The following is a 25,656-nucleotide window of genomic DNA, read 5'->3' on the forward strand; positions in this document are numbered from 1 at the left end:
GTGGCGCTCGGGGGCGCTCAGGTCGCGTTCAGGCCCAGCCGGTTGCGCACCCAGCGGCCACTGCCCTTGCACTTCAGCGCCAGCCAGTCGGCGGTCATCTGCACCGGTGGCCCCATGTCGCCCAGGTCGAACGCGCGGTACACCATGCCCGGCCGCAGCACCGAGCGCAGGTACGCGCCCCAACCGATGCGGCCCTCGCGCGCCAGCGTGCGGAAGGCGCGGAAGTCGGCCTTGGCATTCAGATAGCGCACGCCGACACGCCACTCGGCCGGTGCCGCCACGGCCACCGGCCCGCCACACACCTCGTTGTAGACCCGCCACGGCAGGTTGAACCCGGCGCGCGTCAACAGCAGGCTGTTGCAGCTCAGGCGCGGATTGACCTCCAGCAGCATGAACTGGCCCGTGCAGGCATCGCGCTTGAAGTTCATCACCACCATGCCGCGCAGCTTGAGCATGGCCAGGATGTCGCGGGACTCGGACTCCAGGTCCGGCACCGAGACGGTTTCGACGTGGCAGCCCGTGCCGACCTGGACGGGAAAAGTGCGCCACTTGCGGGTCGTCGCCACCTGCTCGATCTCGCCGTCGCGGCGTATCCAGGCATGGACGCTGTAGTGCAGGTCGTCGCTGCCCGGCACGTAGTCCTGCACGACCACCTCCAGTCCGTGCGGCGCAATCCGGCAGCACACGCGCATCAGCTCGTCCGGCGTGTCGATCACCAGGGCCTTGGCGCGGGCGATGGCCGGGTCGAGTCCGGGGCGCTGCCAGGCGGTCGGATGCGCGGGCTTGAGCACGACCGGGTAGTCCACCACGCGGCTGAGGGCTTCGACGTCCTGGAGCGTGCGCGGGGCGTGCGTGACCGGCACAGGCAGTCGCAGCGCCTGCGCCAGCGCGGCAAAACGGCGCTTGTCCATCATGCGGTTCACCGTGTCGGGCGACGCCGAGACCCACAGCGCAGTACCGACCAGATCGGCGTGCAGGGCCACCAGGGCGCGCAGGTCGGTGTCGGCGGTGGGAAACACCGGCAGCGCCTGCCCGTGGCGCACCCGCAGCTCGCGCAGCACGCGCAGCAGGTGCTCGGGACGGCGCGTGAAGTTGCGGGCGCAGATGTATTCGATGCAGTGGCGCGAGTAGCCCGAGGGCGGAAACTCGTATTCGCCGATGACGATCACCGGCACCCCTTGCTCGCCCAGGGAGCGCACCAGGTTCAGATCGGCACCTTGGGCGCCGAGGCAGGCCAGGACGACCGCGGGGCGTTGTGCAGGGGGGTGGTCAGCAGCGTTCATGTGGGGAGGAGGTCCGCTCTAAAAGGCGTTGACTGGAGATGCCTGAAACTTGATCGCATTTTCAGCGGATCAGATCCCCTATCGGCGGGCCACCCCTCCCCGCCAACAGGGGGGGCGGACACCCGCCCGCGCAATCCGCACGGTCATCCTGCGCGTGCCGATCGGTACCCGGAACCACACGGCAGCCAGGCGGCATCAACGCGGCATCAACGCCCGCCGAACATCATCCGCCGCGCCAGCAGCGACCTCAGCGGACCCACCTGTCCCAGCGCCGCCAGCCCTGCCCCGCGCAGCGTGCTCAAGCCCGGCCACGGCCAGGTGAAGCTGCGTGCCAGGAAATCGGTGGCGGCGATCATGGCCCAGCGGTCGGGCGCCCGCTGCCACTCGACGCGGCGCAGCGCCTGGTCCACATCGGAGTGGCGGGCCAGCCGCGCCACGAGTTCGTGGGCATCGCGCAGGCCCAGGTTCAACCCCTGTCCGGCGACCGGGTGCAGTGTCTGCGCGGCGTTGCCGATCCGCACCGTGCGGCCTTGCACCAGCGTGCGTTCGGCGTTCAGGCCCAGCGCGAACGACTTGAGCGGGCTGATCGACACCAGCCGCCCCACCCGCGCCGGCAGCAAGTGGGTCAGCACCGCCAGCCGCTGCGCCTCGGTCAGCGCGGCCACCGCATCGTCCCGCTGATCGACGCACCACACCAGCGCCGCACGCCGGCGCACCGTGCGGCCGTCGTCGGCCAGCGTGGTGCCCGGCAACGGCAGCAACGCGACCGGGCCTTGCGGCGTGAAGCGTTCGTGCGCCACGCCGACCTCGCCCCCCTCCAGCCCGACCGTGCCGACCCAGGCGGTCTGTCCATAGTCACGGGCGATGGCCTTGCGCGCCTGGTCAGCGAACACGCCTCCCTCGGCGACCACGGCCAGGTCGTGTGGCTCCACCAGCGCACCCGCAGCCCCCCCGACACCGACATCGATCTCGACGCCACCCGACACCGGGCGGACCCCGCTCACCGCCTCGCCCCAGCGCACGGACAGCCGCTGCGGCGCCTGCGCACACGCCGCCAGCCACGCCGCGCGCATCGGCGCCGCCAGCGCCCCATAGGGAATCACCGCGCCAAGCTGTGGCACACCCTCGTCCACCGCCCGGATCAGCAGCTCGGGCGCCGGCCCCCCCCCCAGCAGGTCGAGCAGGCCCGGCTGCTGCTGCGAGACATGCACGGCCTGGATCGGCTCGGCGCGCTCGGCCATCGCGGCCCAGACGCCCAGCCGCTGCAGCGCCAGCACACTGCCCTGCGACAGCGCCAGCGTGCGTGGATCGCCGCTGACATCGTGGCCGACGGGCAGCCGGTCGTAGACGCACACCTGGGCGGTGGGCAGCCGGCGCGCCGCCGCCAGCGCCAGGGCCAACCCCACCGGACCCGCACCGATCACCGCCAGCCGCAACCCCGAAGCACCTGCAAGGACAGCAGACATCTGGACTCCTTCTTCGGTCACGACGGCGACCGCAGTCGCATTTTCTCCGCGAACCAGCGCCCGGTCAGGTACAGCGCCGGACCCAGATCATCCCGGCACAGCACCTGGTAGACCACCGGCCGCTTCAGCAGCGAGCGCAGATACCCGCCCCAGCTCCACAGCCCCTCGCGCAGGTAGGTGCGGATGGCGCGGAAATCGTTCTTGCCACTGACGTACCACAGCCCCGTGGAGCGCGGCGGCAGTGGCTGTGGTGAGAGACCGCACACATCCTGGTACGCCAGCCACGGCAGGTTGACCCCCGCCCGCGTGGTCAGGATCGTCCACTGGCTCACCCGCGCGTTGATCTCCAGCAGCTTGAACTCGCCGGTGAGGCTGTGGCGCTTGAAGTTGAGGTTGGCGATGCCGCGGTAGTCCAGACGCTGCAGGATGTCGAGGACCAGTGCCTCCAGCACCGGCTCGTGCAGGCTTTCCACGTAGCAGCCACTGCCGACGTGTGGCGGCTGGATGCGCCACTTGCGACCGCAGAACGTGGCCCGCGCCACCCCCTGCCGGTCGATGTAGGCGTGAACATCGTAGTGTTCGGCATCGTCGCCCGGCACGTACTCCTGCAGGATCAGCCCCATCCCCCAGGGCGCCAGCGTGCGGCAGACCTGCAGCAAAGCTTCGCGGGATTCCAGCACGACAGCCTTGGTCGTGCGGAGTTCGCGTGGCAGCGCGGGGTGCTTCCAGGACGCGGGCAGCGAGGGCTTGGCGATGGCCGGATAGGTCAGCAGGTCCGCGATCCGCTCGGCCTCGTCCAGCGTGGTGGGGGTGAAGCTGCGGGGCACGGGCAGATCCATGCGCTCTGCCAGGACACTGAAGGCCCGCTTGTCCATCAGCGCCGTCACCAGTGCGGGGGCGGCCAGCGTCCAGCGCGCATGGGGCCGTGCAGCGTCGCTGAGCTGGTTGAGCACCTCCAGGTCCGGATCTGCCGAAGGAAACACCGGCAGCGGCCCACCATGGCGCCGGGCCAAGGCCGCCAGGACGCCCAGCAGTGCCTGCGGATGCGCGGTGAAATCGGGAACCTGCACGAACTCGGTGCAGTAGCGCGAGTAGCGGCTGGGCGGATCGGCGTATTCGCTGACCACGACCACCGGCACGCCTTGCTCCCCCAGCGAGCGCACGACGTTGAGATCCCCCTCGGGCGCCCCGACACAGGCGAGGACAACGGCGGGCAGGCGTGCCACCGCCGGAGCGTTGTTGTTGTACATGCAAGAAGTCAGAGACAGTGGACCAGGTGCGTCGCCACCTGGTACCAGTTCGACTCCGGAGAGGAATCAGGCTTTGACCCCTGTGATTATTGCGTCATTTTCCGGCTTCGGCTGCCTGGATTGCCGAGAGTCACGCAGTCGCTTGGTCGCAGTCAGGGCCAGTGAAGCCAGCCGGCCCGAAGGCATCACCAACATCCCCAGCGAGCGGCTGTCGGGCCAGAGCCGGTTGATGAACGAGTCCGCCGACGCCCCGCTGTCGAAGGAGAGCAGATCCTCGCAATGCGGGTGGGTGCGGGCGCGCCGGATGAACTCGACCTCGTTGAGCATGCCGGGGCCGAGCTTGCGGTGCTGCGGATCCCAGCCCACCTTGAAGGCAAATCCCATGTTGCCGGACACGAAGTTGCACGTGGACGCCACCACCTTGCCACCGAGCCGCAGCTCGGTGAACAGCGCACGGTGGCCATCGCGGTCAAAGCGCGCCACCATGTCGTGGAAGAAATCCTTGCCAGCGGTGGTCGAGCGCAGCGAGGTGCCGGACTCGCCCTTCCAGCCCTGGTGCTCCAGATCCAGAAAGGCATCGATCGATGCGGTGGGGATGCCTTCCTTGCGCAAGCACTCCCACTGCACCTCGCCCAGATCCTCCAACCGGCGCATGCAGCGGTTGATCTCGTTGAGCTTCTTGCCCAAGGTGTCGCGCAGCAAGGCTTCCCCGCACTGCGCCAGCGTCAGCATCGAGCGCGGCTGCGGGCCAAGGATCTGCACCGGATGACCACGCTGCTTGGACACCACCTGGATCGCCTCGGCCAGGGGTCCGGTGGTGTGGATCTTGGGCAACTCCAGCCCCTTCCAGAGGCAACTGGCGCGCGACAGGTACGACTGGATTGCCTCGACGACCGGCCGCACCGACTCGCCATCCACCAGCAGCCCGCCCAGGTAGGTGTGCTCCGACTGGTAGGCGCTCAGGTGGGGCCAGGGAAACACGCGCGTCCCCAGACTGCACTGGAACACCCCGACACCCGCCAGCTCTTTCAGGCCACCCGCCGACCGCTCGATCCACATCAACACCACCGACGCGCCTGCATCCAGATACGTCAGCGCCGGAAGCACGAAATGCGGTGACATGAAAGCGTTCGGCTCGGCCGCACGCGCTTCGAGCTTCGCCCAAGCCTGTCGGTCCAGTTCGGTCAGCTCCACCACCGAGCGCAACCTGACTTCCCATGTCGGAACTCCCACGCTCACCCCCTTTGCAACATCGATCCACGGGACCAGTTTCCCAATTCCACCGCCGTGAAGGCACGGTCCCGGCACCGCATCAATCGACGCCGGGTTTTACAGCAATCGTGACCAAATTCTTGATCAGCGGGAACCCCGCAGCAACCAAATGTGACAATCAATCCAGGGGGTTGGCTATCAGTTGTTCTAAATTGAGAGCGGATCAATGTCCAATGACCACCGAAGAACGCGTGTAGCGGATTCTGAAGACAACGTTTTCAGATCCGGCAGCCACTGCGCCAGCAGCCGGTGCAGCGCAACACGCCCCGAGGCTTCGATGAGCATCTGCGCCCGCTCGACATCGGCCACCCGGTGGATCGGCGCCGGCACGGGCGGGTAGACGAGCACCTCCTGCGCCCCCGGCAACCGCTGGGCCTGCAGGGCTGCCGCCTCCAGAAACGCCAGCGCCGCCTCGGGTGTGCGGGCATCGGCGCGCAGCAACGCCTGAAATGAAAACGGCGGCATCCCGGCCGATTCCCGCTCGGCGAGCTGCGCAGCGGCGAAGGCTTCGTAGTCGTGGCGGCGCAGCGCGGCGTAGAGCGCGTGCTCGGGGTGCCAGGTCTGGATCCACACCTCGCTGCGCCCGGCCAGTTCGGCGTCCCGGCCGGCCCGGCCACCCGCCTGCATCAGCAGCGAGAACAGCCGCTCCGGCGCCCGGAAGTCGCTGGAAAACAGCGCCGCGTCCGCCTGCACCGCCGCCACCAGCGTCATGCGGCGAAAGTCATGGCCCTTGGCGACCATCTGCGTGCCGACCAGCACATCGACCTCGCCCGCGTGGACCTGGGCGAGCTGGGTTTCCAGGCTGCCCTTGGTGCGGGTGCTGTCGGCGTCGATGCGGCCGATGCGGGCGCCGGGCAGCAGGTCGGCGAGCTGCTCCTCCAGCCGTTCGGTGCCGCGACCCATGGGCTGAATATCCGGGTCGCCGCAGTCGGGACAGGCGCGCGGCACCCGCTCGGTGATGCCGCAATGGTGGCAGCGCAAGGTGCGGTCGAGCTTGTGGAACACCCGCCAGGCACTGCAGTGCGGACAGGCGCTCTTCCAGCCGCAGTTCGTGCAGTGCAGCACCGGCGCGTAACCGCGGCGGTTGAGCAGCACGAGGCTTTGCTCGCCACGGTCGAGCCGCTCGCGCAGCGCGGCCAGCAGCGGCGGGGCCAGCGGGTGTTGCCGCAGCGCCTGTTTGCCGAACTGGGCGGCGATGCGGCTCAGGTCCACCAGCCGCACCGCCGGCAAGTGGCCGCCGCCGATGCGGCTCGGCATCACCAGTCGCCGGTAACGCCCGCCGCCCGCGTCCACCGGGCCGGCGTTGTACCAGCTCTCCAGCGACGGCGTGGCCGAGCCGAGCAGCACCGGCACCTGTTCGTTCCGCCCGCGCCAGACCGCCAGATCGCGGGCCGAGTAACGCGCGCCCTCCTGCTGCTTGTAGGACGGGTCGTGTTCCTCGTCGATGACGATCAACCCCAGCCGTGGCATGGAGGCGAACACCGCCATGCGCGTCCCCAGCACCAGGTCGGCGTGACCGAGGTGCGCCGACAGCCAGTGCTGCAGGCGCTGCGCCGGGGTCAGGCCGCTGTGCAGCGAGACGATGCAGCGGTCGGGGAACCGCTCGGCGAAGCGGGCTTCGAGCTGCGGCGTGAGGTTGATCTCGGGCACCAGGATCAGCGCCTGCCGACCCGCGGCGAGCACCCGTTCGGCTTCGCGCAAGTAGACCTCGGTCTTGCCACTGCCCGTCGCGCCGAAGAGCAGGCTGGGCTGTGGCGGACCCTCGGCCACCGTGGCCACGGCAGCCAGGGTGTCGAGCACGGTCTGCTGCTCGGGCGACAGCGTGGGGCGTTCGGGCGGATGCACCTGCGCCGCTGTCGCCGCCGCCTTCGCAGCAGCCACCCTCGCCTTGTCCAGCCGCTTGAGGCGGCGCGCCAACTGCACGGCGTCCAGATCCCGCAAGTCCGGCGGCAAGGCGCTCAGGCCCACCTCGCCGGGGCTGCGCTGGTAGTAGGACGCCGCGAAGCCCACCAGCCGCAGCCAACCGGCGGAGAACGGCGGCAGTGCGGTCAGCGCCTGCGTGACGGCGCGCAAGGTCGGGGCAGGCGTGTCCGTGGTGTCGGCGCCAGCGTCCGGTGCCTCGGCCAGCCCCCACACGATGCCGCTGACCTCGCGCTTGCCCAGTGGCACCCGCACCAGCGTGCCTGCCGGCCACGGCTCGGGCGCGAGGTAGTCCAGCACCGCGTCCAGCCGGCTGTGCCGAGGCAGATCGACCAGCACGCGCAGCCGGTAGTCCGCGGGCAGCGCAGGGATGTCCACCGAAGCTGTGGATAACGTTGTGGACAAGCTGGTTAGCGCACGTTCAAGTGCTTTTGACATCCTCCCCGCCCTAAAGGACGGGGATTCCTCCTGCGAGACGCGCATGTCCGCGCGCGGCGATGTTCCTGGCGGCGTTCACGTCGCGGTGGTGTTCCGCTCCGCAATCGCAGCATGTCCATCGCCTCATTCGCAGACCTGTCCTGCCTTTCGGACTGCTGGCGGGTATGCCCCCGCAGCGCGAGCAGGTCTGGGTTGTGTAGGCTTCGTTCACCTCTTCAAAGACGATGCCAGCCCCATGGCTCTTGTATTCCAGCATCGTTTTCAGCATTGCCCATCCGGCGTCCAGCGTGGACTTCGCCATCTTGGTCTTCACCATCGCTTTCGCCTGCACGTTCCCGACGAAGATCGCCGCGTTGCGCTCGACCAGCCCGGTGCTGAACTTGTGCATCGCGTCCTTGCGCGTGTTGGCGATCTTCGCGTGGATCGCACGCACCCGGTCCTTCTTCCCGGCTCGCTGGGCGATCCCCAGCGCGCCCTCATGCTTGCGGTACAGGCCGGACGCCAGCTCTTCGCCGTCCGAGCACGTCGCCGCCGTCTTCAGGCCAAGGTCGATCCCCACCGATCCAGTGCCGGCCGACTTCGGCACGTCCACCTTGACGCACACGTTCAGGTACCACCGGCCGCGCGCGTCCTGCGAGAACGAGCCAGCGCGCAGATCGAACCGGCTCAGCCCGTAGCTGTCCCACAGACTGAACCTGTGCCCGAGAAAAGCGATCTGCCCGGCCTTGTACTTCGCGCCGCCCGCCTTGAACGGCACCCAGCCCAGCGAATGCTTCGCCGACTTCGCGTTCGACACCCGCCAGTTCAGCCTCGACTTCTTGAACTGCTTGCGCCGGGTGGCGTATTCCTCGCACACCAGTTGCACCGTGGCGCTACCGATCCGCACGCCATCGCACTTCGAGTACCCGGCCGTGAGCTTCTGCAGGTCGAACCCGCTCAAGAACTCGCGCCGCTCCCGGAGCGCCCGCGCACTCGTCTCGTTGCAGTAGTTCCACACGAAGTTCACCTCACGCGCCATCAAGGACAGCACGCCCGCGTGCTTGTCCTTGATGCGCAGCTTGAGGGTCTTCACGGCTTCCATCCGACAACTGTATTTCCATACATGTCGCTTGACAAGCCGTTCCGGCTTGAACGCTCGACCCCGGGCTGAACCCCGGGGCTTGTCGCTTCGTCCGGGTCACGCCAAGCATTTTCCTAGATTGCCTCAAAAAGAGGCATCCATGCGCATCGCCCGCGAATGGCGATGCACCGCCTCGACCAGCGCCGTGACCGACTCGGGCGGCGTGAACTGGCTGATGCCGTGGCCGAGGTTGAAGATGTGGCCAGGGTGGGCGCCGAAGCGGTCGAGCACGCGGCAGGCTTGGGCGTCGATCTGTTCGGGGCTGGCGAAGAGCACGTTCGGGTCGAGGTTGCCCTGCAGCGCGACCTTGTGGCCGACGCGCTCGCGGGCTTTGCCGAGGTCCATCGTCCAGTCGAGGCCGATGCCGTCGGTGTCGAGGTCGGCGATCTCGTCGAGCCAGATGCCGCCGCCCTTGGTGAAGACGATGCGCGGGATCTGGGCGCCGTCGTGTTCGCGCTTGAGTTGCGCCAGCACGCGGCGGGTGTAGGCGAGGCTGAATTCCTGGAACGCGCCGTCGGCCAGCACGCCGCCCCAACTGTCAAAAATCATCACGGCTTGCGCACCCGCTTCGATCTGGGCATTCAGGTAGGCGGCCACCGAGTCGGCGTTGATGGCGAGGATGCGGTGCATGAGGTCGGGGCGGCTGTACATCAGCGACTTGACGCGCCGGTAGTCGTCGCTGCCGCCGCCTTCGACCATGTAGCAGGCCAGCGTCCACGGGCTGCCCGAGAAGCCGATCAGCGGCACGCGACCGTTCAAGGCGTTGCGGATCGAGGTCACGGCGTCGAAGACGTAACGCAGCTTGTCCATGTCCGGCACGGCGAGTTCGGCGACCGCCGCCTCGTCGCGCACGACCTTGGCGAACTTCGGCCCCTCGCCCAGCGCGAAGCTCAGGCCCAGGCCCATCGCGTCCGGCACGGTGAGGATGTCCGAGAACAGGATCGCGGCGTCGAGCGGGTAACGCTCCAACGGCTGCAGCGTGACCTCGGTGGCGTAGTCCGTGTTGGTCGCCAGGCCCATGAAGCTGCCGGCGGTCGCGCGGGTGGCGCGGTACTCCGGCAGGTAGCGACCGGCCTGGCGCATCAGCCAGACGGGGGTGTGCTCGGTGGGCTGGCGGCGCAGGGCGCGCAGGAAGGTGTCGTTTTGGAGGGGGGCGAACATGGCGGGATTGTAGGAGCCACCCGGTGCAGCCTCCTGACGGCAGCGGCGAGACCGGATGTGCCTCAGCACCCATCCCTACGCACTGTTCACCCCCCGCTCCGCTGAGGTAAGCTCCCGGAGTGCGCAATGCCGTGAAATACGACACATTCTGCTGCCACTGCACGGTCGCTGCACACGCATCATCACCACCCGTCACACGTCGAAGTCTTGGAGGCTCACCCATCATGGTGTTGGAACAACTGGCTACTTGGATGCGCCGACTCGCCGGCGTGCTCGCCATCGCGGCGCTGACCGGCTGCGGCTACAACGACTTCCAGCGGCTGGACGAGGACGTGAAGGGAAGCTGGTCCGAGGTGCTCAACCAGTACCAGCGCCGCGCCGACCTCGTGCCCAACCTCGTCGCCACCGTCAAGGGCGAAGCGAATTTCGAGCAGGAAACGCTCACCAAGGTGATCGAAGCGCGCTCCAAGGCCACCTCGATCCAGGCCACGCCCGAGCTGATCAACAACCCCGAGGCGTTCAAGAAGTTCCAGGCCGCCCAGGGTGAACTCAGTGGTGCGCTCAGCCGGCTGCTGGTCGTCACCGAGAACTATCCCAACCTGAAGGCCAACCAGGGCTTCCAGGACCTGCGCGTGCAGCTCGAAGGCACCGAGAACCGCATCACCGTGGCGCGCAACCGCTACATCAAGACAGTGCAGGGCTACAACGTGCTCGCCCGCAGCTTCCCGACCAACCTGACGGCGATGGTCTTCCACTACGAGGTCAAGCCCAACCTGGCGGTGGCGAACGAGGCGCAGATCAGCCTGCCCCCGGCCGTGAGCTTCGACAAGCCCGCCGCCAAGTAACCGCACCACCAACCGCACGAACCGGCACCACGCACCATGACCACCCTCCTGCGAGGTTTGCTGACGCTGGGGCTCTGGCTGCTGGTCGCCTTCGGCAGCGCGGCCCAGGACATCCTGCCCGTGCCGCCGCTGAACGGCCGGGTGATCGACCAGACCGGTACGCTGCAGCCCGGTCAGCGCCAGGCCCTGACGACCCAGTTGGAGACGCTGGAGCGCGAGGCGGGGTCGCAGGTGGTCGTGCTGCTCGTGCGCAGCACGCAGCCGGAGGACATCGCCGCCTACGCCCAGCGCGTCGGTGATGCGTGGAAGATCGGGCGCCGCACGGTGGGCGACGGGCTGCTGATCGTCGTCGCCACGCAGGACCGCAAGGTGCGCATCGAGGTGGCCAAGACGCTCGAAGGCGCGATCCCCGACCTGATGGCCAAGCGCGTGATCAACGAGCAGGTCACGCCGGCGTTCCGTCAAGGCGATTACGCGGGCGGGTTGTCGTCGGCCGTGCGCGTGCTGGGGGGGCTGATCAAGGGCGAGGGTCTGCCCGCGCCGTCGGCCAACGGCCAGAACGGCACAGGCCAGGACAGCCCGGACCCGATGATGTGGATCTTGCTCACGGTCGTGATGCTGCCGATGTTCGCCAAGGCCATCGTCGGCGTGTTCGGCCGCAAGCTCGGGCCGCTGCTGACGGGCGCAGGCGCGGGTGGTGTGACGTGGCTGATGACCGCTAGCCTCGCCGTCGCAGGGATGGCCGCGGTGGTGGGGCTGGTCGTGGCCCTGGTGGTGGGGTTGCTGGGGTTTGTCTCGCCGGGCGTCACCCGCGGGCGCTCCTTTCCGTCGCCGGGCGGCTGGGGCGGTGGTGGCGGTGGCTGGGGCGGCGGCGGGTCGTCGGGTGGAGGCGGGTTCTCCTCCGGTGGCGGTGGGGATTTCGGCGGTGGTGGTGCGTCTGGAAGCTGGTGAATGAACAAGACCATGTCTGCTGAACGCTTTCACCGCGCCTGGCGCCAGTGGCTGCGGCACCTCTGGGCTGACCGCACGGACATCGTCCGGGTGCTCGACGCCGCGGCCCTCGCCCGACTCGAAGCGCGGATCACCACCAGCGAGCTGGGCCACAGCGGCGAGATCCGGCTGTGCGTCGAGGCGGCGTTGCCGTGGCGCTACCTGCGCAAGGGCGCGAGTCCACGGGAACGGGCGCTGGCGATGTTCGGCAAGCTGCGCGTCTGGGACACCGAACACAACAACGGCGTGCTGGTCTACTTGCTGCTGGCCGACCGGGCCGTCGAGATCGTGGCCGATCGCGCACTGCACCGCCACATCGACCCCGACCAGTGGCGGGCGCTGATCGACGCGATGCAACCCCTGCTGCGTCTGGGGCGGCATGAAACAGCGCTGCAGAACACGCTGTCCGCGCTCGACGAGGCGCTGCGCCACTGGTTTCCGGTCACGGCCGACCAGCGCAATCCGAACGAGCTGTCCGACCGCGCTGACCTGCGCTGAAAGCACCACGCCCGCCTCAGGCATGAACCTGGGCGGGCGCGGGGGCGCTTGAAAAGCAGCGGGGCTGCTTACTTGCGGCGGAACTTCTGGATCGCGGCGATCTGGGCGGCCATGGTGGCGAATTCGCCTTGGGCACGGGCCAGATCGATGTCGCTCTTGGCGTTCTTCATCGCTTCTTCGGCCAGACGCTTGGCTTCGACCGCTTTGGCCTCGTCCAGATCGTGGCCACGGATGGCGGTGTCGGCCAGCACGGTCACGCGGTCGGGCTGCACTTCGAGAATGCCGCCGGCCACGAACACGAACTCTTCTTCACCGGTGTCCGCGCGCTGGATGCGCACTGCACCCGGACGGATGCGGGTGATCAGCGGGGTGTGCCGGGGGAGGATGCCCAGCTCGCCGTTTTCGCCCGGCAGCGCGACGAACTTGGCTTCACCCGAGAAGATCGAGTGTTCTGCCGAGACGACGTCAACGTGGATCGTTGCCATGTGCTTCCTTCGTGAGGGGTTGAAGAGGAGTCAGCAAACCAGGGGCGGCGCACCGTGCGGCACGCTGCCCACCGGGGTTCACTGCATCTTCTTCGCCTTTTCGAAGGCTTCGTCGATGGTGCCGACCATGTAGAACGCCTGCTCGGGCAGGTGATCGCACTCGCCGGCCACGATCATCTTGAAACCACGGATGGTTTCCTTCAGCGGCACGTACTTGCCCGGCGAGCCGGTGAACACTTCGGCGACGTGGAAGGGCTGCGACAGGAAACGCTGGATCTTCCGTGCGCGGGACACGGCCAGCTTGTCTTCCGGTGCCAGCTCGTCCATGCCCAGGATGGCGATGATGTCGCGCAGTTCCTTGTAGCGTTGCAGCACCTGCTGGACCGAGCGGGTCGTGTTGTAGTGCTCTTCACCGACGACGTTCGGGTCCACCTGGCGGCTGTTCGAATCCAGCGGATCCACGGCCGGGTAGATACCGAGCGAAGCGATGTCACGCGACAGCACGACCGTCGCGTCCAGGTGGGCGAAGGTGGTGGCAGGCGACGGGTCGGTCAGGTCATCCGCAGGGACGTAGACGGCCTGGATCGAGGTGATCGAACCCACCTTGGTCGAGGTGATCCGCTCTTGCAGGCGGCCCATTTCCTCGGCCAGCGTCGGCTGGTAACCCACGGCAGACGGCATCCGGCCCAGCAGCGCGGACACTTCGGTGCCGGCCAGCGTGTAGCGGTAGATGTTGTCCACGAAGAACAGCACGTCCTTGCCTTCGTCGCGGAACGACTCGGCGATGGTCAGGCCGGTCAGGGCCACGCGCAGGCGGTTGCCCGGCGGCTCGTTCATCTGGCCGTAGACCATGGCGACCTTGGACTTGCCCAGATCCTCCAGGTTCACGACGCCCGAATCGGCCATTTCGTGGTAGAAGTCGTTCCCTTCGCGGGTCCGCTCGCCCACACCAGCGAACACCGACAGACCGCTGTGGGCCTTGGCGATGTTGTTGATGAGTTCCATCATGTTCACGGTCTTGCCGACACCGGCGCCACCGAACAGACCCACCTTGCCGCCCTTGGCGAACGGGCAGATCAGGTCGATCACCTTGATGCCGGTTTCGAGCAGGTCTTGCGACGGGCTCAACTCGTCATAGGCCGGGGCCTTGCGGTGGATCGACGCCGTGTGCTCGGCATTGACCGGGCCGCGTTCGTCGATCGGGCTGCCCAGCACGTCCATGATCCGACCCAGGGTGGCCGGACCGACCGGCACCATGATCGGACCACGCGTGTTGCGCACTTCCAGACCGCGGCGCAGGCCGTCGGACGAGCCCAGCGCGATGGTACGCACCACGCCGTCGCCGAGCTGCTGCTGCACTTCGAGGGTCAGCGCGCTGCCGTCCAGCTTCAGTGCGTCATAGATCTTCGGCATCTGGTTGCGGGGGAATTCCACGTCCACCACGGCGCCGATGCACTGAACGATCTTGCCTACTGCGCCAGTAGTGGCTTGAATGTTCGCCATTTTTCGTTCCTTCAATCTTGGTTCGTTGCGTCTCGTCGTCGCGTGGCTGGGTCAACCCACCGCCGCCGCACCGCTGACAATCTCGGAGAGTTCCTTGGTGATCGCGGCCTGACGGGTCTTGTTGTAGACCAGCTTCAGGTCGTTGATCAGCGTGCCGGCGTTGTCGGTCGCGGCCTTCATGGCCACCATGCGCGCCGATTGCTCGGACGCCATGTTCTCGGCAACCGCCTGGAACACCAGGGCCTCGGCGTAGCGCACCATCAGGTCGTCGATGACCGACTGGGCGTCCGGCTCGTAGAGGTAGTCCCAGCCATGGGCCTGCTTCTCGGACGCCGACTGCTCCAGACGCTCGGCCGCCAGGGGCAGCAACTGCTCGATCTGCGGTTCCTGCTTCATCGTGTTGAGGAAGCGGGTGTAGCAGAGGTAGACAGCGTCCAGCTTGCCTTCGGCGTACTGGTCGAGCAGCACCTTGACCGGGCCGATCAGCTTGTCGAGGTGGGGCGTGTCACCCAGATGGGTGACATGCGACACGACCTTGACACCGACGCGGTTCAGGAAGGTGAAGCCCTTGTTGCCGATCGCGACCGCCTGCACCTTGGTGCTGGCGCCTTCGAACTCGCGCAGCTTGGTCGTCACCGCCCGCAGCACGTTGGTGTTCATCCCGCCGCACAAGCCCTTGTCGGTCGTGACGACGATGACGCCCACCGCACCCGTGCCGCTGTTCTTGACGACAAACGGATGGTGGTACTCCGGAGTCGCCTGCGACAGGTTGGCCGTGATGTTGCGGATCTTGTCAGCGTACGGACGAGCCGCGCGCATGCGTTCTTGCGCCTTGCGCATCTTGGACGCGGCCACCATTTCCATGGCCTTGGTGATCTTGCGGGTGTTTTCCACCGACTTGATCTTGCCGCGTATTTCCTTGCCTGCCGCCATGACGATGCTCCTCGGGCGTTAAGCGAAGGACTTCTTGAACGCAGCGATCGCGCCTTGCAGCTCGGTTTCCGCGTCCTTGTCCATCGCCTTGTTGTCTTCGAGCTTCTTCAGCAGTGCGCCGTGGCTGGTCTTCAGGTACTGGTGCAGGCCGCTTTCGAAGGCAAGAATCCGCTTGACTGCGATGTCGTCCATGAAGCCCTTGTTGACCGAGTACAGCGTGGCAGCCATGAGGCTGATCGGCTGGGGCGAGTACTGCGCCTGCTTGAGCAGTTCGGTGACGCGGGCGCCACGGTCGAGCTGCTTGCGGGTGGACTCGTCCAGGTCCGACGCGAACTGCGCGAACGCGGCCAGCTCACGGTACTGCGCCAGGTCGGTACGGATACCGCCGGACAGGCCCTTGATCAGCTTGGTCTGTGCGGCCGAACCCACGCGCGACACCGAGATACCGGCGTTGATGGCGGGACGGATGCCGGCGTTGAACAGGCTGGTTTCCAGGAAGATCTGACCGTCGGTGATCGAGATCACGTTGGTCGGAACGAAGGCGGACACGTCACCGGCTTGCGTTTCGATGACGGGCAGGGCCGTCAGCGAACCGGTCTTGCCCTTGACGGCACCCTTGGTGAAGGCTTCGACGTAGTCGGCGTTCACGCGGGCTGCGCGTTCGAGCAGGCGGCTGTGGAGATAGAACACGTCGCCTGGGAAGGCTTCGCGGCCCGGAGGACGGCGCAGCAGCAGCGACACTTGGCGGTAGGCCACGGCCTGCTTGGACAAGTCGTCGTACACGATCAACGCGTCTTCACCACGGTCGCGGAAGTACTCGCCCATCGTGCAGCCGGTGTAGGCCGAAACGTACTGCATGGCAGCCGACTCGGACGCCGACGCAGCGACGACGATGGTGTAGTCCATCGCGCCAGCGGCTTCCAGCGAACGCACCACGTTCTTGATCGACGAAGCCTTCTGGCCGATCGCGACGTAGATGCAGGCCATCTTCTGGCCCTTCTGGTTGATGATCGCGTCGATCGCCACGGCGGTCTTGCCGGTCTGGCGGTCACCGATGATCAGCTCGCGCTGGCCACGGCCGATCGGCACCATCGAGTCGATGGACTTCAGACCGGTCTGCACCGGCTGGTCCACGGACTTGCGGGCGATCACGCCGGGGGCGACCTTCTCGATCACGTCCGTGAGCTTGGCGTTGATCGGGCCTTTGCCGTCGATCGGCTGGCCGAGGGCGTTGACCACGCGGCCCAGCAGTTCCGGGCCGACGGGCACTTCCAGGATGCGGCCGGTGCATTTGACCGTGTCGCCCTCGGAGATGCCTTCGTATTCGCCCAGGATCACGGCGCCGACGGAGTCGCGCTCCAGATTCAGGGCCAGACCGAAGACGTTGCCCGGGAATTCGAGCATTTCGCCTTGCATGGCATCGCTCAGGCCGTGGACCCGGACGATACCGTCGGTCACGGACACCACAGTGCCTTGGTTGCGAATGTCGGCGGCGGCGCCAAGACCCTCGATGCGGCTCTTGATCAGTTCAGAAATTTCTGCGGGATTCAATTGCATAGCTTGCTCCCAGTCTGGTCAGAACACCGTTCCGGCGGAACGGCGGCGGACACAGGGATGAATTCGATTCAAGCGCTCAGCGCCACCTTCATGCGTTCCAGACGGGCCTTGACCGAGGTGTCGAGCACCTCGTCGCCCACCACCACGCGGATGCCACCGATCAGCTCAGGCTCCAGCACGACGCTGGCGGTGAGCTTGCGACCGAAGCGCTTCTCCAGACTCGACACGACCTCGGCCAGCGGTGCCGGCTCGATCGGGTAGGGGCTGTAGATGACGGCATCGGACACGCCGGAGGCTGCGCTGACCAGTCCGTGAAACTGCTCGGCGATGGCCGGCAGCGCCACGAGACGACCGTTGGCCACGACGGTGCGCAGGAAGTTCTGCACACCGGGGGCCAGCGGAAGCTGGGCGGCAGTGGTGACCAGATCGACCACCTGGTCCTCCGACGCTTTGGGGCTGTCGGCGAACTGGCGCACTTGCGGATGCTGGGCCACTTGGGCCAGCGCCTCGATCTGCCGCGCCCAAGCCGCCACGTCGCCCTGTCGGGCCACCTGGAACAGCGCCTCGGCGTAGGGGCGTGCGATGGTAGTGAGTTCGGCCATGGTTACAGCTCCGTCTTCAGGCGGGTCAGCAGCTCAGCATGGACGCTGGCGTTGACTTCGCGCTTGAGGATCTGTTCTGCGCCCTTGACGGCCAGCCCAGCCACCTGCTCGCGCAGGGACTCACGGGCTTGGACGGCTTGCTGATCGGCTTCTGCCTTGGCAGCGGACACGATCTTGGCGCCTTCTTCTTCAGCGCGGCGTTTGGCTTCATCGACGATGGCCTGTGCGCGCTTTTCAGCGTCAGACAGCAGCTTGGCGGTCTCGTTGCGCGATTGGGCAAGCTGTTCCTCGACGCGCTTGTTGGCGCCAGCGAGTTCGAACTTGGCCTTGTCAGCCGCAGCCAGACCATCCGCGACCTTCTTGGCGCGATCGTCGAGGGCCTTCGTGATCGGCGGCCACACGAACTTCATCGTGAACCACCAGAGGATCGCGAAAACCACGATCTGCGCCAACAGTGTTGCGTTCAGATTCACGGCTTCGACCTTTCTCGTTTAGGGGAATGACGTACGACGAGAAAGACCGATTACTTCAGGACGAACGGGTTCGCGAAGGCGAACAGCATCGCGATACCGACGCCGATCAGGAAGGCAGCGTCGATCAGACCGGCCAGCAGGAACATCTTGGTCTGCAGTTCGTTCATCAGTTCCGGCTGGCGGGCCGAAGCTTCGAGGTACTTGCCACCCATCAGGGCGATACCGATACAGGCGCCGATAGCACCCAGGCCGATGATGATGCCGCAAGCCAGAGCGACGAGACCGAGGACGTTTTCCATGATTGCTCCTAAGAGAGGTTGTTGACGAACGGAAAGGAAAAAAGGACGGGGAACGGGAAAGTGAACCGAGGACCGGCGCCAGCCGCACCGACTCCGTGGAGCCGGCGAGACTGTGCCAGATTTCTCGACTGGATCAGTGCTTGTCGTGGGCCTGACCAACGTAGACCAGGGTCAGCATCATGAAGATGAATGCCTGCAACGTGATGATCAAGATGTGGAAGATCGCCCAGGCAGTGCCCGCGATGATCTGACCAAACCACAGTGCGATGCCACCGAACGAGCCGAAGCCCACGGCACCCATCAACGCGATCAGCATGAACACCAGCTCGCCGGCAAACATGTTGCCGAAGAGTCGCATGCCGTGCGAGATGGTCTTGGCTGCGAATTCGATGATCTGCAGCGTGAAGTTGATGGGCGCGAGCAGGATCGCCGCCGGGCCGTGTGCATGGAAGGGGGCCGAGAACAGCTCGCCAATCCAGCCGCCCAGACCCTTGATCTTGATGCTGTAGTACAGGCACGCCAGCAGCACGGTGAACGACATGCCCAGCGTCACCGACAGGTCAGCGGTGGGCACGGTGCGCAAGTAGGCGTGGTGCGGGTCATGGCCCATGGCACCGTAGAGCTTGGCCCACAGCGTCGGCAGCAAGTCCAGCGGCAGCAAGTCCATCGCGTTCAGCAGAAAGATCCAGACGAACGAGGTCAACGCGAGCGGTGCCACGACCTTGCGCGACTCTTCGTTATGCACGATGCCTTTGGCCTGCGTATCCACCATCTCGACCAGAAACTCGATGGCCGCCTGCATGCGACCCGGCACGCCAGAGGTCACGCGGCGGGCCACGCTCCACAGCAGGAAGCAGCCCAGCACACCCAGGATGATCGAGAAGAACAGAGAATCCAGCTTCAGAACCGGATCGCTCAGCGAGAAATCTGCGATGCCCGTCTGGGCACGGCTGGTCAGGTGGGTCAGGTGGTGGGAGATGTACTCCCCCGCGGTCGGTGCATGCTCTGCAACGTGTTCTTCGGCAGCCATCGTCTTCTCTCGAACGTGTGTCTTGTCTTAAGACCGAGTGGTTGTCATCCGACCCTGCCACAGCAGGGCCAGCCAATTCATCTTCATGCAGACCACCAGGGTGATCAGCATGGCCGGCCAGCTCAAGTCAGGCACGACCTTTGCCGCGGCAGCCAGCATGGCCACCGAGACACCAATTTTCAGAAACTCCCAGAACATGAAGTTGAATGCCGCAACATTCGCTTTCACCTCTGACAGCCGGGTCACACGGGACATGCCACGCGCCAGCAAGGCGGTCGGCACAACCACGGTGGCCGCGCCATACAGCGCCGACCAGACCACTTCTCCGCGACCCGCGACAGCCCAGCTCGCACCGGCCATCACCCCACCCGCAACCGCTTGCGCAGCCACGACCCGCCACGGAGACACCTGCGGAAGTCTTGCGCGAAGGGCTTGCGCCTCTTCTCGCGTCAGGCTCTTGAAACTTTCTTCACCGTCCTCAACTGCCGAGTCATCCGGATCGACGCGCATTTCGTTGTGCTGAAGTGTGCGTGGAGTCACGTTGTTCGGAAGCTGTTGCGGCAAAACCATCGAATTGTACGTGGAAACCCCCACATCTCCACCACTGCCTCACGCATTCCACACTTCAGTTCTGCAACGCACCCGAAACGTGCGGCCCATACAACACTGGGCCATGCCGGTGCGCGACAACGCCACAGCAGCGGGGCGGAGCGAAAGCGAGATTTTGCGGGCAGCGGATGACGTGGTGCTTGCACCGCTCAAGGGCACGCCACATGCGCCGGCAACCCCGGCACCGCCACCCGCAGCGCCAGCACACACCCCGCCAGCGGCTGCGCGGCCAACTCGTCTGCCGGGCGCTTCTCACAGGCCGTGGTGATGTAGAGCGTCTTCAGGTCCGGACCGCCAAAACATGGCATCGTCGGACACCGCACCGGCAACCGCACCTCCTGCAGCACCACGCCATCCGGCGACAGGCGCAGCACCCGCTGCCCTTCGAACATCGCCACCCAATAGCAGCCCTCGCTGTCCACCGCCGCGCCGTCCGGCCGTCCGCCATAGGCATCGAGCGGCTCGTCCGGCGTGCGCTTGGGGAACTCCGCGAAGGTGCGCCGCCTCGACAAACCGCCGCCAGCGGGATCGAAGTCAAAGGCGTAGACCGCGTGTGCCTTGGTGTCGGACCAGTACATCGTCCGTCCGTCCACACTCCAGGCCAGCCCGTTGGACACCGTGATGCCCTCGGCGCGGCGGCTCAGCGTGGTGCCATCCCAGCAGTACAGCGCAGCCAGCGCCGGGTCACGCGGCTCGTAGACCGTGCCGACCCAGAAACGCCCCTGCGGATCGCACTTGCCGTCGTTGAACCGCTCGGTCGCCGGATCGTAGGGCGGCGCGGCCAGCCGTTCGCGCTTGCCGGTCGCCGGATCGAAGCACCACAGCCCGTCGCGCATCGCCAGCCGCAGCGTGCCGTCGAGCGCCGGGGCCACGCTGGCCGGCTCGACGGGAAAGTCCCAGTGCTGCGTCTGTCCGGTGGCGGGATCGAGCCGGTGCAGGCGCCGCCCAGGGATGTCGCACCAGTACAGCACCTGCTCGCGCGGATGCCACATCGGCGATTCGCCCAGGAGACAAGGGGGACTGACGGCGCGGATCAGGTCGGCATCCATGGGCGGCTCACAGGGTGGGAAGGGTGGACATTCGGATCGGGGCGCGATGCTAACGCGGTACCCCGCTGTAACCCGGTCAGTAGCGGCTGTGCAGACCGTCGAGATCGACGCACAGGTAATGCGCGCCCGGCAGCGGGTTGAAATAGAACGGCGGCACCTCGACGAAGCCCAGCGAGGTGTACAGCTCCCGCGCCGCCTCCATGTCGTCGAGCGTGTCCAGCAGCATCGACGAATAGCGCGCCTGCCGGGCATCGTCGATGAGGGCCTGCGCCACCTGCCGACCCAATCCGAAACGGCGGTAGGCGCGCCGCACGTACAGGCGCTTCATCTCGCAGGCGTTCGGGTAGTCCACGTCCGTGATGCGGCGGTAGGCACCGCAGCCGGCCACGGCGCCGTCCACCAGCGCCAGCAGCAGGCGGCCGTTCGGGTCGGCGTATTCGCCCGGCAGGTCCAGCAACTCCTGCGCAAAGCCCTGGAAGGACAGATCGACTGCCAGACTGGCAGCGTACTCGCGGAAGATGTCGCGCGTGGCCTCGATGAGCGCCGGGGTGTCCGGCACGATCAGGCGGGTCTCGGGGACGTGCATGGAGCGCAGTCTAGCCGCCCTGTGCCTGCACCCACAATGCCGCGGCAACACCCAGTGACAAGGCGGCCAGCGCCAGCACCCACCGGCCCGCGTGGTCGGCCGATGCGGGCACTTGCGCGGCCACCGCGGGTGGCAGGTGCTTGTCACCCGCCAGCATCGGCGTGACCAGATCGTGGCGGTGGACCACGCGGTACACGGCGATCGCGCACAGGTGCAGCGCCACCAGCCCCAGCAGCAGCCATTGCCCCCAGGACTTGTGCCAGGAGGTCGCCGCCAGCGAGGTGGCGGACTCGACGAAGCGGATCAGCGGCCCGGTGCTGGCGATCTCGTCGTCGGCCACCAGCCCGGTCGCCACCTGCACCGCCAGCAGCCCCAGCAGCGCGAACACCGACAGCGCACCCGTGGGGCTGTGGCCGACATCGAGCCGCTCCTGCGGGTCGGCCAGCCCGCGCGCATAGCGCAGCAGCGTCGTCGGTGCATAGAGGAAGCTGGTGAAGCGCGACCAGTGCCCGCCGATCACGCCCCACACCAGCCGGAACACCAGCAGCGCCAGCACCGCCAGCCCGAACCGGAAGTGCCACGCCATCGCGTTGCCGCCGATCTTGGCGCTCACCACCGCGCCCGTCACGCACAGCACCAGCGCCCAGTGGAACAGCCGTGTCGGCCAATCCCACACCCGCACCGGGTGCAGCCCCGCAGTGACTGCGTTCCGTGTCGATTCCATCGCTTCACCTCGCACCCAAATCGGCCATGTCCGCAAGGCTACACTGGCTCGGCGGCCATGTGGTCGCACCAACCACCCGGAGTTCCGCCGATGAAACGTCTCTGCATCGCCCTGAGTGCCGCCGCCGGCCTGTTCGCCGCCCTGCCCGCCAGCGCACAGTTCCAGAAGCCCGAAGACGCCATCAAGTACCGCAAGGCCGCCTTCACGGTGATGGCCAACCACTTCGGCCGCGTCGGCGCGATGGCCAGCGGCAAGGTTCCCTTCGACGCCAAGGTCGCCGCTGAAAACACCGAGCTGTTGACCCACCTGTCCACGCTGCCCGCCGCAGGTTTCATCGCCGGCACCGACAAGGGCGAGACCCGTGCCAAGCCGGAAATCTGGAGCGAGGCCGACAAGTTCAAGGCCGGCATGGCCAAGATGGGCGAGGAGATGGGCAAGCTCAACGCCGCCGCCAAGACCGGCGATCTGGCGCAATTGAAGACCGCGTTCGGTGCCGCTGCGCAGACCTGCAAGGCTTGCCACGACAACTACCGCAAGGAGTGACGCACCGCTGATGCGCTGCAGAACGCCTGCGGTTCACAGCCGCAGCGTTCCCGCGATGCAGCGCGTCACGTCCCCGGCGATCCACACGCCGGCCAGATCACCCGCGGCGATGTGTTCGACATGCACCCGGCCATCGCGCCCCAGCGCGTGGCCCTGCCCGGCGACATAGCGCGTCGGCAGCAGACCCGCGCCGATCAGCCACTGCGCCAGACCGGCGTTCAGGCTGCCCGTCACCGGATCTTCGGGCACCCCCAGGTCCGGCACGAATGCCCGCACCTCCACATCGACGGCACTCCCCGCCGGCCACGCCCCCACCACGCCGACGTTCAGCCCGCGCATCGCCGCGAAGTCCGGCACCAGCGCGCGCACCGCCGCCGCGTCGTGCAAACGCACCCCCAGCCAGCCGGGGCCGTTGTCGATCCAGTTGACCGCCAGCACCGCGTCCGCGCCGATCCGCAGCGCGCGCAGCACCTGCGCCACCACCCCGGCATCGGCCGCGCCACTGCGCCGTAGCGGTGGCGCAGCGAAGGCCAGTCGGTTCGGTGCGCCATCGATCTGCCGCACCCGCACCAGCCCGACCCCGCATTCCTGCACCACGCTCCCCGTCTGGCGCGGCACACCACCCGCATCCAGCCACGCCTGGCAACTGCCCAGCGTCGGATGCCCCGCGAAGGGCAGCTCGCCGCCCGGCGTGAAGATCCGCACCCGGTAGTCGGCGGCCGGATCGGTCGGCGGCAGAAGGAAGGTCGTTTCGGACAGGTTGGTCCAGCGGGCGTAGGCGGCCATCTGCGCGTCGCTCAAGCCCTCGGCATCGACGACGACCGCCAGCGGATTGCCCTTCAGTGGCTCCGCGGTGAAAACATCAAGCACCACGGTGCGGCGGTCGAGGGGTGTCGTCACGGCGTCGGCTCCGGCTGGTCCTCGGTCAGGTGGCGCTTCAGCACCGCGCCGAGAATGGCCACGGCGGTGTGGATCTGGTCCGGTGTCAGCGTCACGAACGACAGCCGCACCGTGCGCGGATCGGGTACGTGGGCATAGAACGCCGCCCCCGGCACGAAGGCCACCCCTTGCTCCACCGCCTTCGGCAGCAGCGCCACGGCGTCGCAGCCCTCCGGCAGACGCACCCAGCAGAACATGCCGCCCGTCGGCGCCGTCCACTCGCTGCCTTCGGGCAGATGGCGGGTCAGGGCCTCGCGCATCGCGTCGCGCTGGGCGCGGTAGCGGTCGCGGATGGTGGGGACATGCTGGTCGAGGAAACCATCGCGGATCACCTCGTACACCACACGCTGGTTGAAGCCCGGCGTGTGCAGATCGGCCGCCTGCTTGGCCTGCAGCAGCTTGGGGAACAGCTCCCGCGGCGCCACCACATAGCCCAGGCGCAGCCCCGGTGCCAGCACCTTCGAGAACGACCCCAGGTAGATCACGCCCTCGGGCCAGCGCGCCGCCAGCGTCCTCGGCGGCGGAGTGTCGTACCAGAGGTCGCCGTAGGGGTTGTCCTCGACCAGCGGCACGCGGGCCTGCTTCGCCGCGGCGATCAGCGCCTCGCGCCGTGCCTCGGGCATGACGCGGCCACTCGGGTTCTGGAAGTTCGGCAGCACGTACATGAACCGCGTGCCGGGTGCATCGTGGGGCAGCGCCGCCACCGCCTCCGGCAACGGGCCGTCCGCATCGCTCGGGATGCTGGCGAAGATCGGCTCCATCGGCGCGAAGGCTTGCAGCGCGCCCAGGTAGGTCGGTGCCTCCACGGCGACCGGCGCGCCGGCATCGACCAGCACCTTGGCCACGAGGTCCAGCCCCTGCTGCGAGCCGGTGGTGATGAGCACCTGGTCAGCGTCCACGGTCATGCCCTGGCCGCGCAGGTGGTTCGCCACCCACTCGCGCAGCGGCGTGAAGCCCTCGCTGGCGGCGTATTGCAGCGCCTCGCGGGGCGTCTCGCGCAGCACCTTGTCGCAGGCGGCGCGCATCGCCTCGACCGGGAAGGTGTCCGGCGACGGCAGGCCACCCGCCATCGACAGGATGCCCGGCCGGTCGGTGACCTTGAGGATCTCGCGCAGGATGGACGGGTTCATCCGCGCCGCGCGGCGGGCGGGATTCCAGAGGGGGAGTTCGAAAGTCATGCGCGTGGTTCCTTGTGGACTGCCATTCTCTTCCCGATGAACACCACCGCGACCACCGCAGCAGCAAACACCAGCGTCATCACCTGCAACGGTTCACCCAGCACCGGCACCGCCAACAGCAGCGCGAGGAAGGGCTGCACCATCTGCACCTGGCTGACCCGCACCATGCCGCCCAGCGCCAGCCCGCGGTACCAGGCGAAGAAACCCAGCCACATCGAGAACACCGTGACGTAGGCGAAGCCGGCCCAGGCGGCGGTGGAAATGTCGCCCGGCACGGCGGGTTGCGTCCACCACGCCACGGGGGCGGTCAGTGGCAGGCTGATGACCAGCACCCACGAGATGACATGCTCGGCCCGCCAACGCTGCGACAGCTTGGCCCCGGCGACATAGCCGACCGCGGCACTGCCCATCGCCAGCAGCAGCAGACCGTCCGCCGGCACCAGATGCCCCCCGCCCTGCACGGCAGCGAAGGCCAGCACCAGCACGCAGCCCAGCACCGCACACGCCCAGAACCCGTTCGACGGCCGCTGGCGCAGGTGCCACGCCGCCACCGCCGCCGTGAACAGGGGCAGCACGCCGGTGATGACGGCCGCGTGCATCGCAGGCACCTCGCGCAGCGCCAGCGCGATGAACAGCGGAAAGCCGACCACCGTGCCGAGGGCCGACACCACCAGCGGCAGCACATCGCGCCGTGTCGGCCAGGATGCGCCTGTCAACCAGAGGTAGACCACGCTCAGCAGCGCCGCCCCGGCCGCTCGGCCCGCGGTGACGAACAGCGGCGGCAGTTGCGGCGCATCGGTCGGTCCGACCGCCTGCCGTGTCATCGGCAGCGTCAGCGCGAAGATCGCCACCCCGAGCAGGCCCAGCAACAGGCCGCGCTGTTCGGCCGACAAATGCTTCATG

Annotated in this window: 26 protein-coding genes; 4 read left to right on the top strand and 22 right to left on the bottom strand. The window is 67.4% G+C overall.

Features of this window, described 5'->3' with window-relative positions; translation table 11 throughout:
* Positions 1-17: 17 nt before the first annotated feature.
* The 7 genes from QZW52_RS02365 to hemE form a co-directional block, all read right to left on the bottom strand.
* Complete coding sequence (locus QZW52_RS02365) at positions 18-1,283, bottom strand: carboxylate--amine ligase (RefSeq protein ID WP_293994799.1); 1,266 nt, start codon at positions 1,281-1,283, stop codon at positions 18-20.
* A gap of 206 nt (positions 1,284-1,489) precedes the next feature.
* On the bottom strand, positions 1,490-2,749 hold the full coding sequence (locus tag QZW52_RS02370; protein ID WP_293994801.1) for an FAD-dependent monooxygenase: 1,260 nt from the start codon (positions 2,747-2,749) through the stop codon (positions 1,490-1,492).
* 17 nt (positions 2,750-2,766) lie between these two features.
* A complete protein-coding gene (locus QZW52_RS02375; RefSeq protein ID WP_293994803.1) occupies positions 2,767-3,999 on the bottom strand; it encodes a carboxylate--amine ligase in 1,233 nt (410 codons plus the stop codon).
* A gap of 66 nt (positions 4,000-4,065) precedes the next feature.
* Positions 4,066-5,232 carry a GNAT family N-acetyltransferase gene (locus QZW52_RS02380; RefSeq protein ID WP_293994805.1) on the bottom strand — a complete coding sequence of 389 codons (1,167 nt, stop codon included), beginning with the start codon at positions 5,230-5,232 and terminating at the stop codon, positions 4,066-4,068.
* A gap of 186 nt (positions 5,233-5,418) precedes the next feature.
* Positions 5,419-7,629 (bottom strand): primosomal protein N', encoded by a 2,211-nt coding sequence (locus QZW52_RS02385; protein WP_293994807.1) that lies wholly within the window; start codon positions 7,627-7,629, stop codon positions 5,419-5,421.
* A gap of 10 nt (positions 7,630-7,639) precedes the next feature.
* The gene (locus QZW52_RS02390) at positions 7,640-8,710 is read right to left on the bottom strand and encodes an RNA-guided endonuclease InsQ/TnpB family protein (RefSeq protein ID WP_293994809.1); all 1,071 of its coding nucleotides are present in this window, start codon (positions 8,708-8,710) and stop codon (positions 7,640-7,642) included.
* A 123-nt stretch (positions 8,711-8,833) separates the two neighbouring features.
* Complete coding sequence (gene hemE / locus QZW52_RS02395) at positions 8,834-9,910, bottom strand: uroporphyrinogen decarboxylase (RefSeq protein ID WP_293994812.1); 1,077 nt, start codon at positions 9,908-9,910, stop codon at positions 8,834-8,836.
* A gap of 251 nt (positions 9,911-10,161) precedes the next feature.
* Between hemE and QZW52_RS02400 the strand changes: the two genes are divergently transcribed.
* The 3 genes from QZW52_RS02400 to QZW52_RS02410 are packed head-to-tail and all read left to right on the top strand — an operon-like array spanning position 10,162 to position 12,243.
* Positions 10,162-10,755, top strand: coding sequence for a LemA family protein (locus tag QZW52_RS02400; RefSeq protein WP_293994814.1), 594 nt, complete (start codon positions 10,162-10,164; stop codon positions 10,753-10,755).
* Positions 10,756-10,791: 36 nt separating this feature from the next.
* Positions 10,792-11,706, top strand: a complete 915-nt coding sequence (locus tag QZW52_RS02405; RefSeq protein WP_293994817.1) for a TPM domain-containing protein — start codon at positions 10,792-10,794, stop codon at positions 11,704-11,706.
* Positions 11,707-12,243 (top strand): TPM domain-containing protein, encoded by a 537-nt coding sequence (locus QZW52_RS02410; RefSeq protein ID WP_293994820.1) that lies wholly within the window; start codon positions 11,707-11,709, stop codon positions 12,241-12,243. It begins immediately after the preceding gene.
* A gap of 68 nt (positions 12,244-12,311) precedes the next feature.
* On the opposite strand, the gene QZW52_RS02415 is transcribed toward QZW52_RS02410, so the two are convergent.
* The 12 genes from QZW52_RS02415 to QZW52_RS02470 form a co-directional block, all read right to left on the bottom strand.
* Positions 12,312-12,728: a F0F1 ATP synthase subunit epsilon gene (locus QZW52_RS02415; protein ID WP_293994823.1), complete on the bottom strand. Its 417-nt coding sequence runs from the start codon at positions 12,726-12,728 to the stop codon at positions 12,312-12,314.
* A gap of 78 nt (positions 12,729-12,806) precedes the next feature.
* Positions 12,807-14,231, bottom strand: a complete 1,425-nt coding sequence (gene atpD / locus QZW52_RS02420; protein ID WP_293994826.1) for a F0F1 ATP synthase subunit beta — start codon at positions 14,229-14,231, stop codon at positions 12,807-12,809.
* A 51-nt stretch (positions 14,232-14,282) separates the two neighbouring features.
* Positions 14,283-15,164 (bottom strand): F0F1 ATP synthase subunit gamma, encoded by an 882-nt coding sequence (atpG, locus tag QZW52_RS02425; protein WP_293994828.1) that lies wholly within the window; start codon positions 15,162-15,164, stop codon positions 14,283-14,285.
* A gap of 18 nt (positions 15,165-15,182) precedes the next feature.
* Entirely contained in the window at positions 15,183-16,721 is a 1,539-nt protein-coding gene (gene atpA / locus QZW52_RS02430; RefSeq protein ID WP_293994830.1) for a F0F1 ATP synthase subunit alpha, read from the bottom strand.
* Positions 16,722-16,789: 68 nt separating this feature from the next.
* The gene (locus QZW52_RS02435) at positions 16,790-17,323 is read right to left on the bottom strand and encodes a F0F1 ATP synthase subunit delta (protein ID WP_293994833.1); all 534 of its coding nucleotides are present in this window, start codon (positions 17,321-17,323) and stop codon (positions 16,790-16,792) included.
* 2 nt (positions 17,324-17,325) lie between these two features.
* Positions 17,326-17,796, bottom strand: coding sequence for a F0F1 ATP synthase subunit B (locus QZW52_RS02440; protein ID WP_293994836.1), 471 nt, complete (start codon positions 17,794-17,796; stop codon positions 17,326-17,328).
* 50 nt (positions 17,797-17,846) lie between these two features.
* Positions 17,847-18,095, bottom strand: coding sequence for a F0F1 ATP synthase subunit C (gene atpE / locus QZW52_RS02445; protein WP_012348532.1), 249 nt, complete (start codon positions 18,093-18,095; stop codon positions 17,847-17,849).
* Between the two features lie 133 nt (positions 18,096-18,228).
* Positions 18,229-19,125 (bottom strand): F0F1 ATP synthase subunit A, encoded by an 897-nt coding sequence (atpB, locus tag QZW52_RS02450; RefSeq protein ID WP_293994846.1) that lies wholly within the window; start codon positions 19,123-19,125, stop codon positions 18,229-18,231.
* 27 nt (positions 19,126-19,152) lie between these two features.
* Positions 19,153-19,635: an ATP synthase subunit I gene (locus QZW52_RS02455; protein WP_293994848.1), complete on the bottom strand. Its 483-nt coding sequence runs from the start codon at positions 19,633-19,635 to the stop codon at positions 19,153-19,155.
* 248 nt (positions 19,636-19,883) lie between these two features.
* Positions 19,884-20,783 carry an SMP-30/gluconolactonase/LRE family protein gene (locus QZW52_RS02460; protein ID WP_293994850.1) on the bottom strand — a complete coding sequence of 300 codons (900 nt, stop codon included), beginning with the start codon at positions 20,781-20,783 and terminating at the stop codon, positions 19,884-19,886.
* Positions 20,784-20,859: 76 nt separating this feature from the next.
* Entirely contained in the window at positions 20,860-21,369 is a 510-nt protein-coding gene (locus tag QZW52_RS02465; RefSeq protein ID WP_293994852.1) for a GNAT family N-acetyltransferase, read from the bottom strand.
* Between the two features lie 10 nt (positions 21,370-21,379).
* Complete coding sequence (locus QZW52_RS02470; RefSeq protein WP_293994854.1) at positions 21,380-22,093, bottom strand: cytochrome b/b6 domain-containing protein; 714 nt, start codon at positions 22,091-22,093, stop codon at positions 21,380-21,382.
* Positions 22,094-22,183: 90 nt separating this feature from the next.
* Between QZW52_RS02470 and QZW52_RS02475 the strand changes: the two genes are divergently transcribed.
* On the top strand, positions 22,184-22,636 hold the full coding sequence (locus QZW52_RS02475; RefSeq protein WP_293994856.1) for a c-type cytochrome: 453 nt from the start codon (positions 22,184-22,186) through the stop codon (positions 22,634-22,636).
* A 33-nt stretch (positions 22,637-22,669) separates the two neighbouring features.
* Here the strand turns inward: QZW52_RS02475 and QZW52_RS02480 are convergent, their stop codons facing one another.
* The 3 genes from QZW52_RS02480 to QZW52_RS02490 are packed head-to-tail and all read right to left on the bottom strand — an operon-like array spanning position 22,670 to position 25,655.
* Positions 22,670-23,536, bottom strand: a complete 867-nt coding sequence (locus tag QZW52_RS02480) for a PhzF family phenazine biosynthesis protein (RefSeq protein WP_293994858.1) — start codon at positions 23,534-23,536, stop codon at positions 22,670-22,672.
* Positions 23,533-24,753: an aminotransferase-like domain-containing protein gene (locus QZW52_RS02485; protein ID WP_293994860.1), complete on the bottom strand. Its 1,221-nt coding sequence runs from the start codon at positions 24,751-24,753 to the stop codon at positions 23,533-23,535. The genes QZW52_RS02480 and QZW52_RS02485 overlap by 4 nt, the downstream gene beginning before the upstream one ends.
* A complete protein-coding gene (locus QZW52_RS02490; protein ID WP_293994862.1) occupies positions 24,750-25,655 on the bottom strand; it encodes a DMT family transporter in 906 nt (301 codons plus the stop codon). Before QZW52_RS02490 ends, QZW52_RS02485 begins: the two co-directional genes overlap by 4 nt.
* Between the last annotated feature and the right edge of the window lies 1 nt (position 25,656).

This window comes from Sphaerotilus sp., assembly GCF_013299175.1.
Taxonomy (GTDB): Bacteria; Pseudomonadota; Gammaproteobacteria; order Burkholderiales; family Burkholderiaceae_C; genus Sphaerotilus.

Excerpts from the sequence above, each read along its gene's own strand:
- QZW52_RS02365 (WP_293994799.1), bottom strand. The coding sequence starts at position 1,283 with ATGAACGCTGCTGACCACCCCCCTGCACAACGCCCCGCGGTCGTCCTG.
- QZW52_RS02370 (WP_293994801.1), bottom strand. The coding sequence starts at position 2,749 with ATGTCTGCTGTCCTTGCAGGTGCTTCGGGGTTGCGGCTGGCGGTGATC.
- QZW52_RS02375 (WP_293994803.1), bottom strand. The coding sequence starts at position 3,999 with ATGTACAACAACAACGCTCCGGCGGTGGCACGCCTGCCCGCCGTTGTC.
- QZW52_RS02385 (WP_293994807.1), bottom strand. The coding sequence starts at position 7,629 with ATGTCAAAAGCACTTGAACGTGCGCTAACCAGCTTGTCCACAACGTTA.
- QZW52_RS02390 (WP_293994809.1), bottom strand. The coding sequence starts at position 8,710 with ATGGAAGCCGTGAAGACCCTCAAGCTGCGCATCAAGGACAAGCACGCG.
- hemE (WP_293994812.1), bottom strand. The coding sequence starts at position 9,910 with ATGTTCGCCCCCCTCCAAAACGACACCTTCCTGCGCGCCCTGCGCCGC.
- QZW52_RS02400 (WP_293994814.1), top strand. The coding sequence starts at position 10,162 with ATGCGCCGACTCGCCGGCGTGCTCGCCATCGCGGCGCTGACCGGCTGC.
- QZW52_RS02405 (WP_293994817.1), top strand. The coding sequence starts at position 10,792 with ATGACCACCCTCCTGCGAGGTTTGCTGACGCTGGGGCTCTGGCTGCTG.
- QZW52_RS02410 (WP_293994820.1), top strand. The coding sequence starts at position 11,707 with ATGAACAAGACCATGTCTGCTGAACGCTTTCACCGCGCCTGGCGCCAG.
- QZW52_RS02415 (WP_293994823.1), bottom strand. The coding sequence starts at position 12,728 with ATGGCAACGATCCACGTTGACGTCGTCTCGGCAGAACACTCGATCTTC.
- atpD (WP_293994826.1), bottom strand. The coding sequence starts at position 14,231 with ATGGCGAACATTCAAGCCACTACTGGCGCAGTAGGCAAGATCGTTCAG.
- atpG (WP_293994828.1), bottom strand. The coding sequence starts at position 15,164 with ATGGCGGCAGGCAAGGAAATACGCGGCAAGATCAAGTCGGTGGAAAAC.
- atpA (WP_293994830.1), bottom strand. The coding sequence starts at position 16,721 with ATGCAATTGAATCCCGCAGAAATTTCTGAACTGATCAAGAGCCGCATC.
- QZW52_RS02435 (WP_293994833.1), bottom strand. The coding sequence starts at position 17,323 with ATGGCCGAACTCACTACCATCGCACGCCCCTACGCCGAGGCGCTGTTC.
- atpE (WP_012348532.1), bottom strand. The coding sequence starts at position 18,095 with ATGGAAAACGTCCTCGGTCTCGTCGCTCTGGCTTGCGGCATCATCATC.
- atpB (WP_293994846.1), bottom strand. The coding sequence starts at position 19,125 with ATGGCTGCCGAAGAACACGTTGCAGAGCATGCACCGACCGCGGGGGAG.
- QZW52_RS02455 (WP_293994848.1), bottom strand. The coding sequence starts at position 19,635 with ATGCGCGTCGATCCGGATGACTCGGCAGTTGAGGACGGTGAAGAAAGT.
- QZW52_RS02460 (WP_293994850.1), bottom strand. The coding sequence starts at position 20,783 with ATGGATGCCGACCTGATCCGCGCCGTCAGTCCCCCTTGTCTCCTGGGC.
- QZW52_RS02465 (WP_293994852.1), bottom strand. The coding sequence starts at position 21,369 with ATGCACGTCCCCGAGACCCGCCTGATCGTGCCGGACACCCCGGCGCTC.
- QZW52_RS02470 (WP_293994854.1), bottom strand. The coding sequence starts at position 22,093 with ATGGAATCGACACGGAACGCAGTCACTGCGGGGCTGCACCCGGTGCGG.
- QZW52_RS02475 (WP_293994856.1), top strand. The coding sequence starts at position 22,184 with ATGAAACGTCTCTGCATCGCCCTGAGTGCCGCCGCCGGCCTGTTCGCC.
- QZW52_RS02485 (WP_293994860.1), bottom strand. The coding sequence starts at position 24,753 with ATGACTTTCGAACTCCCCCTCTGGAATCCCGCCCGCCGCGCGGCGCGG.
- QZW52_RS02490 (WP_293994862.1), bottom strand. The coding sequence starts at position 25,655 with ATGAAGCATTTGTCGGCCGAACAGCGCGGCCTGTTGCTGGGCCTGCTC.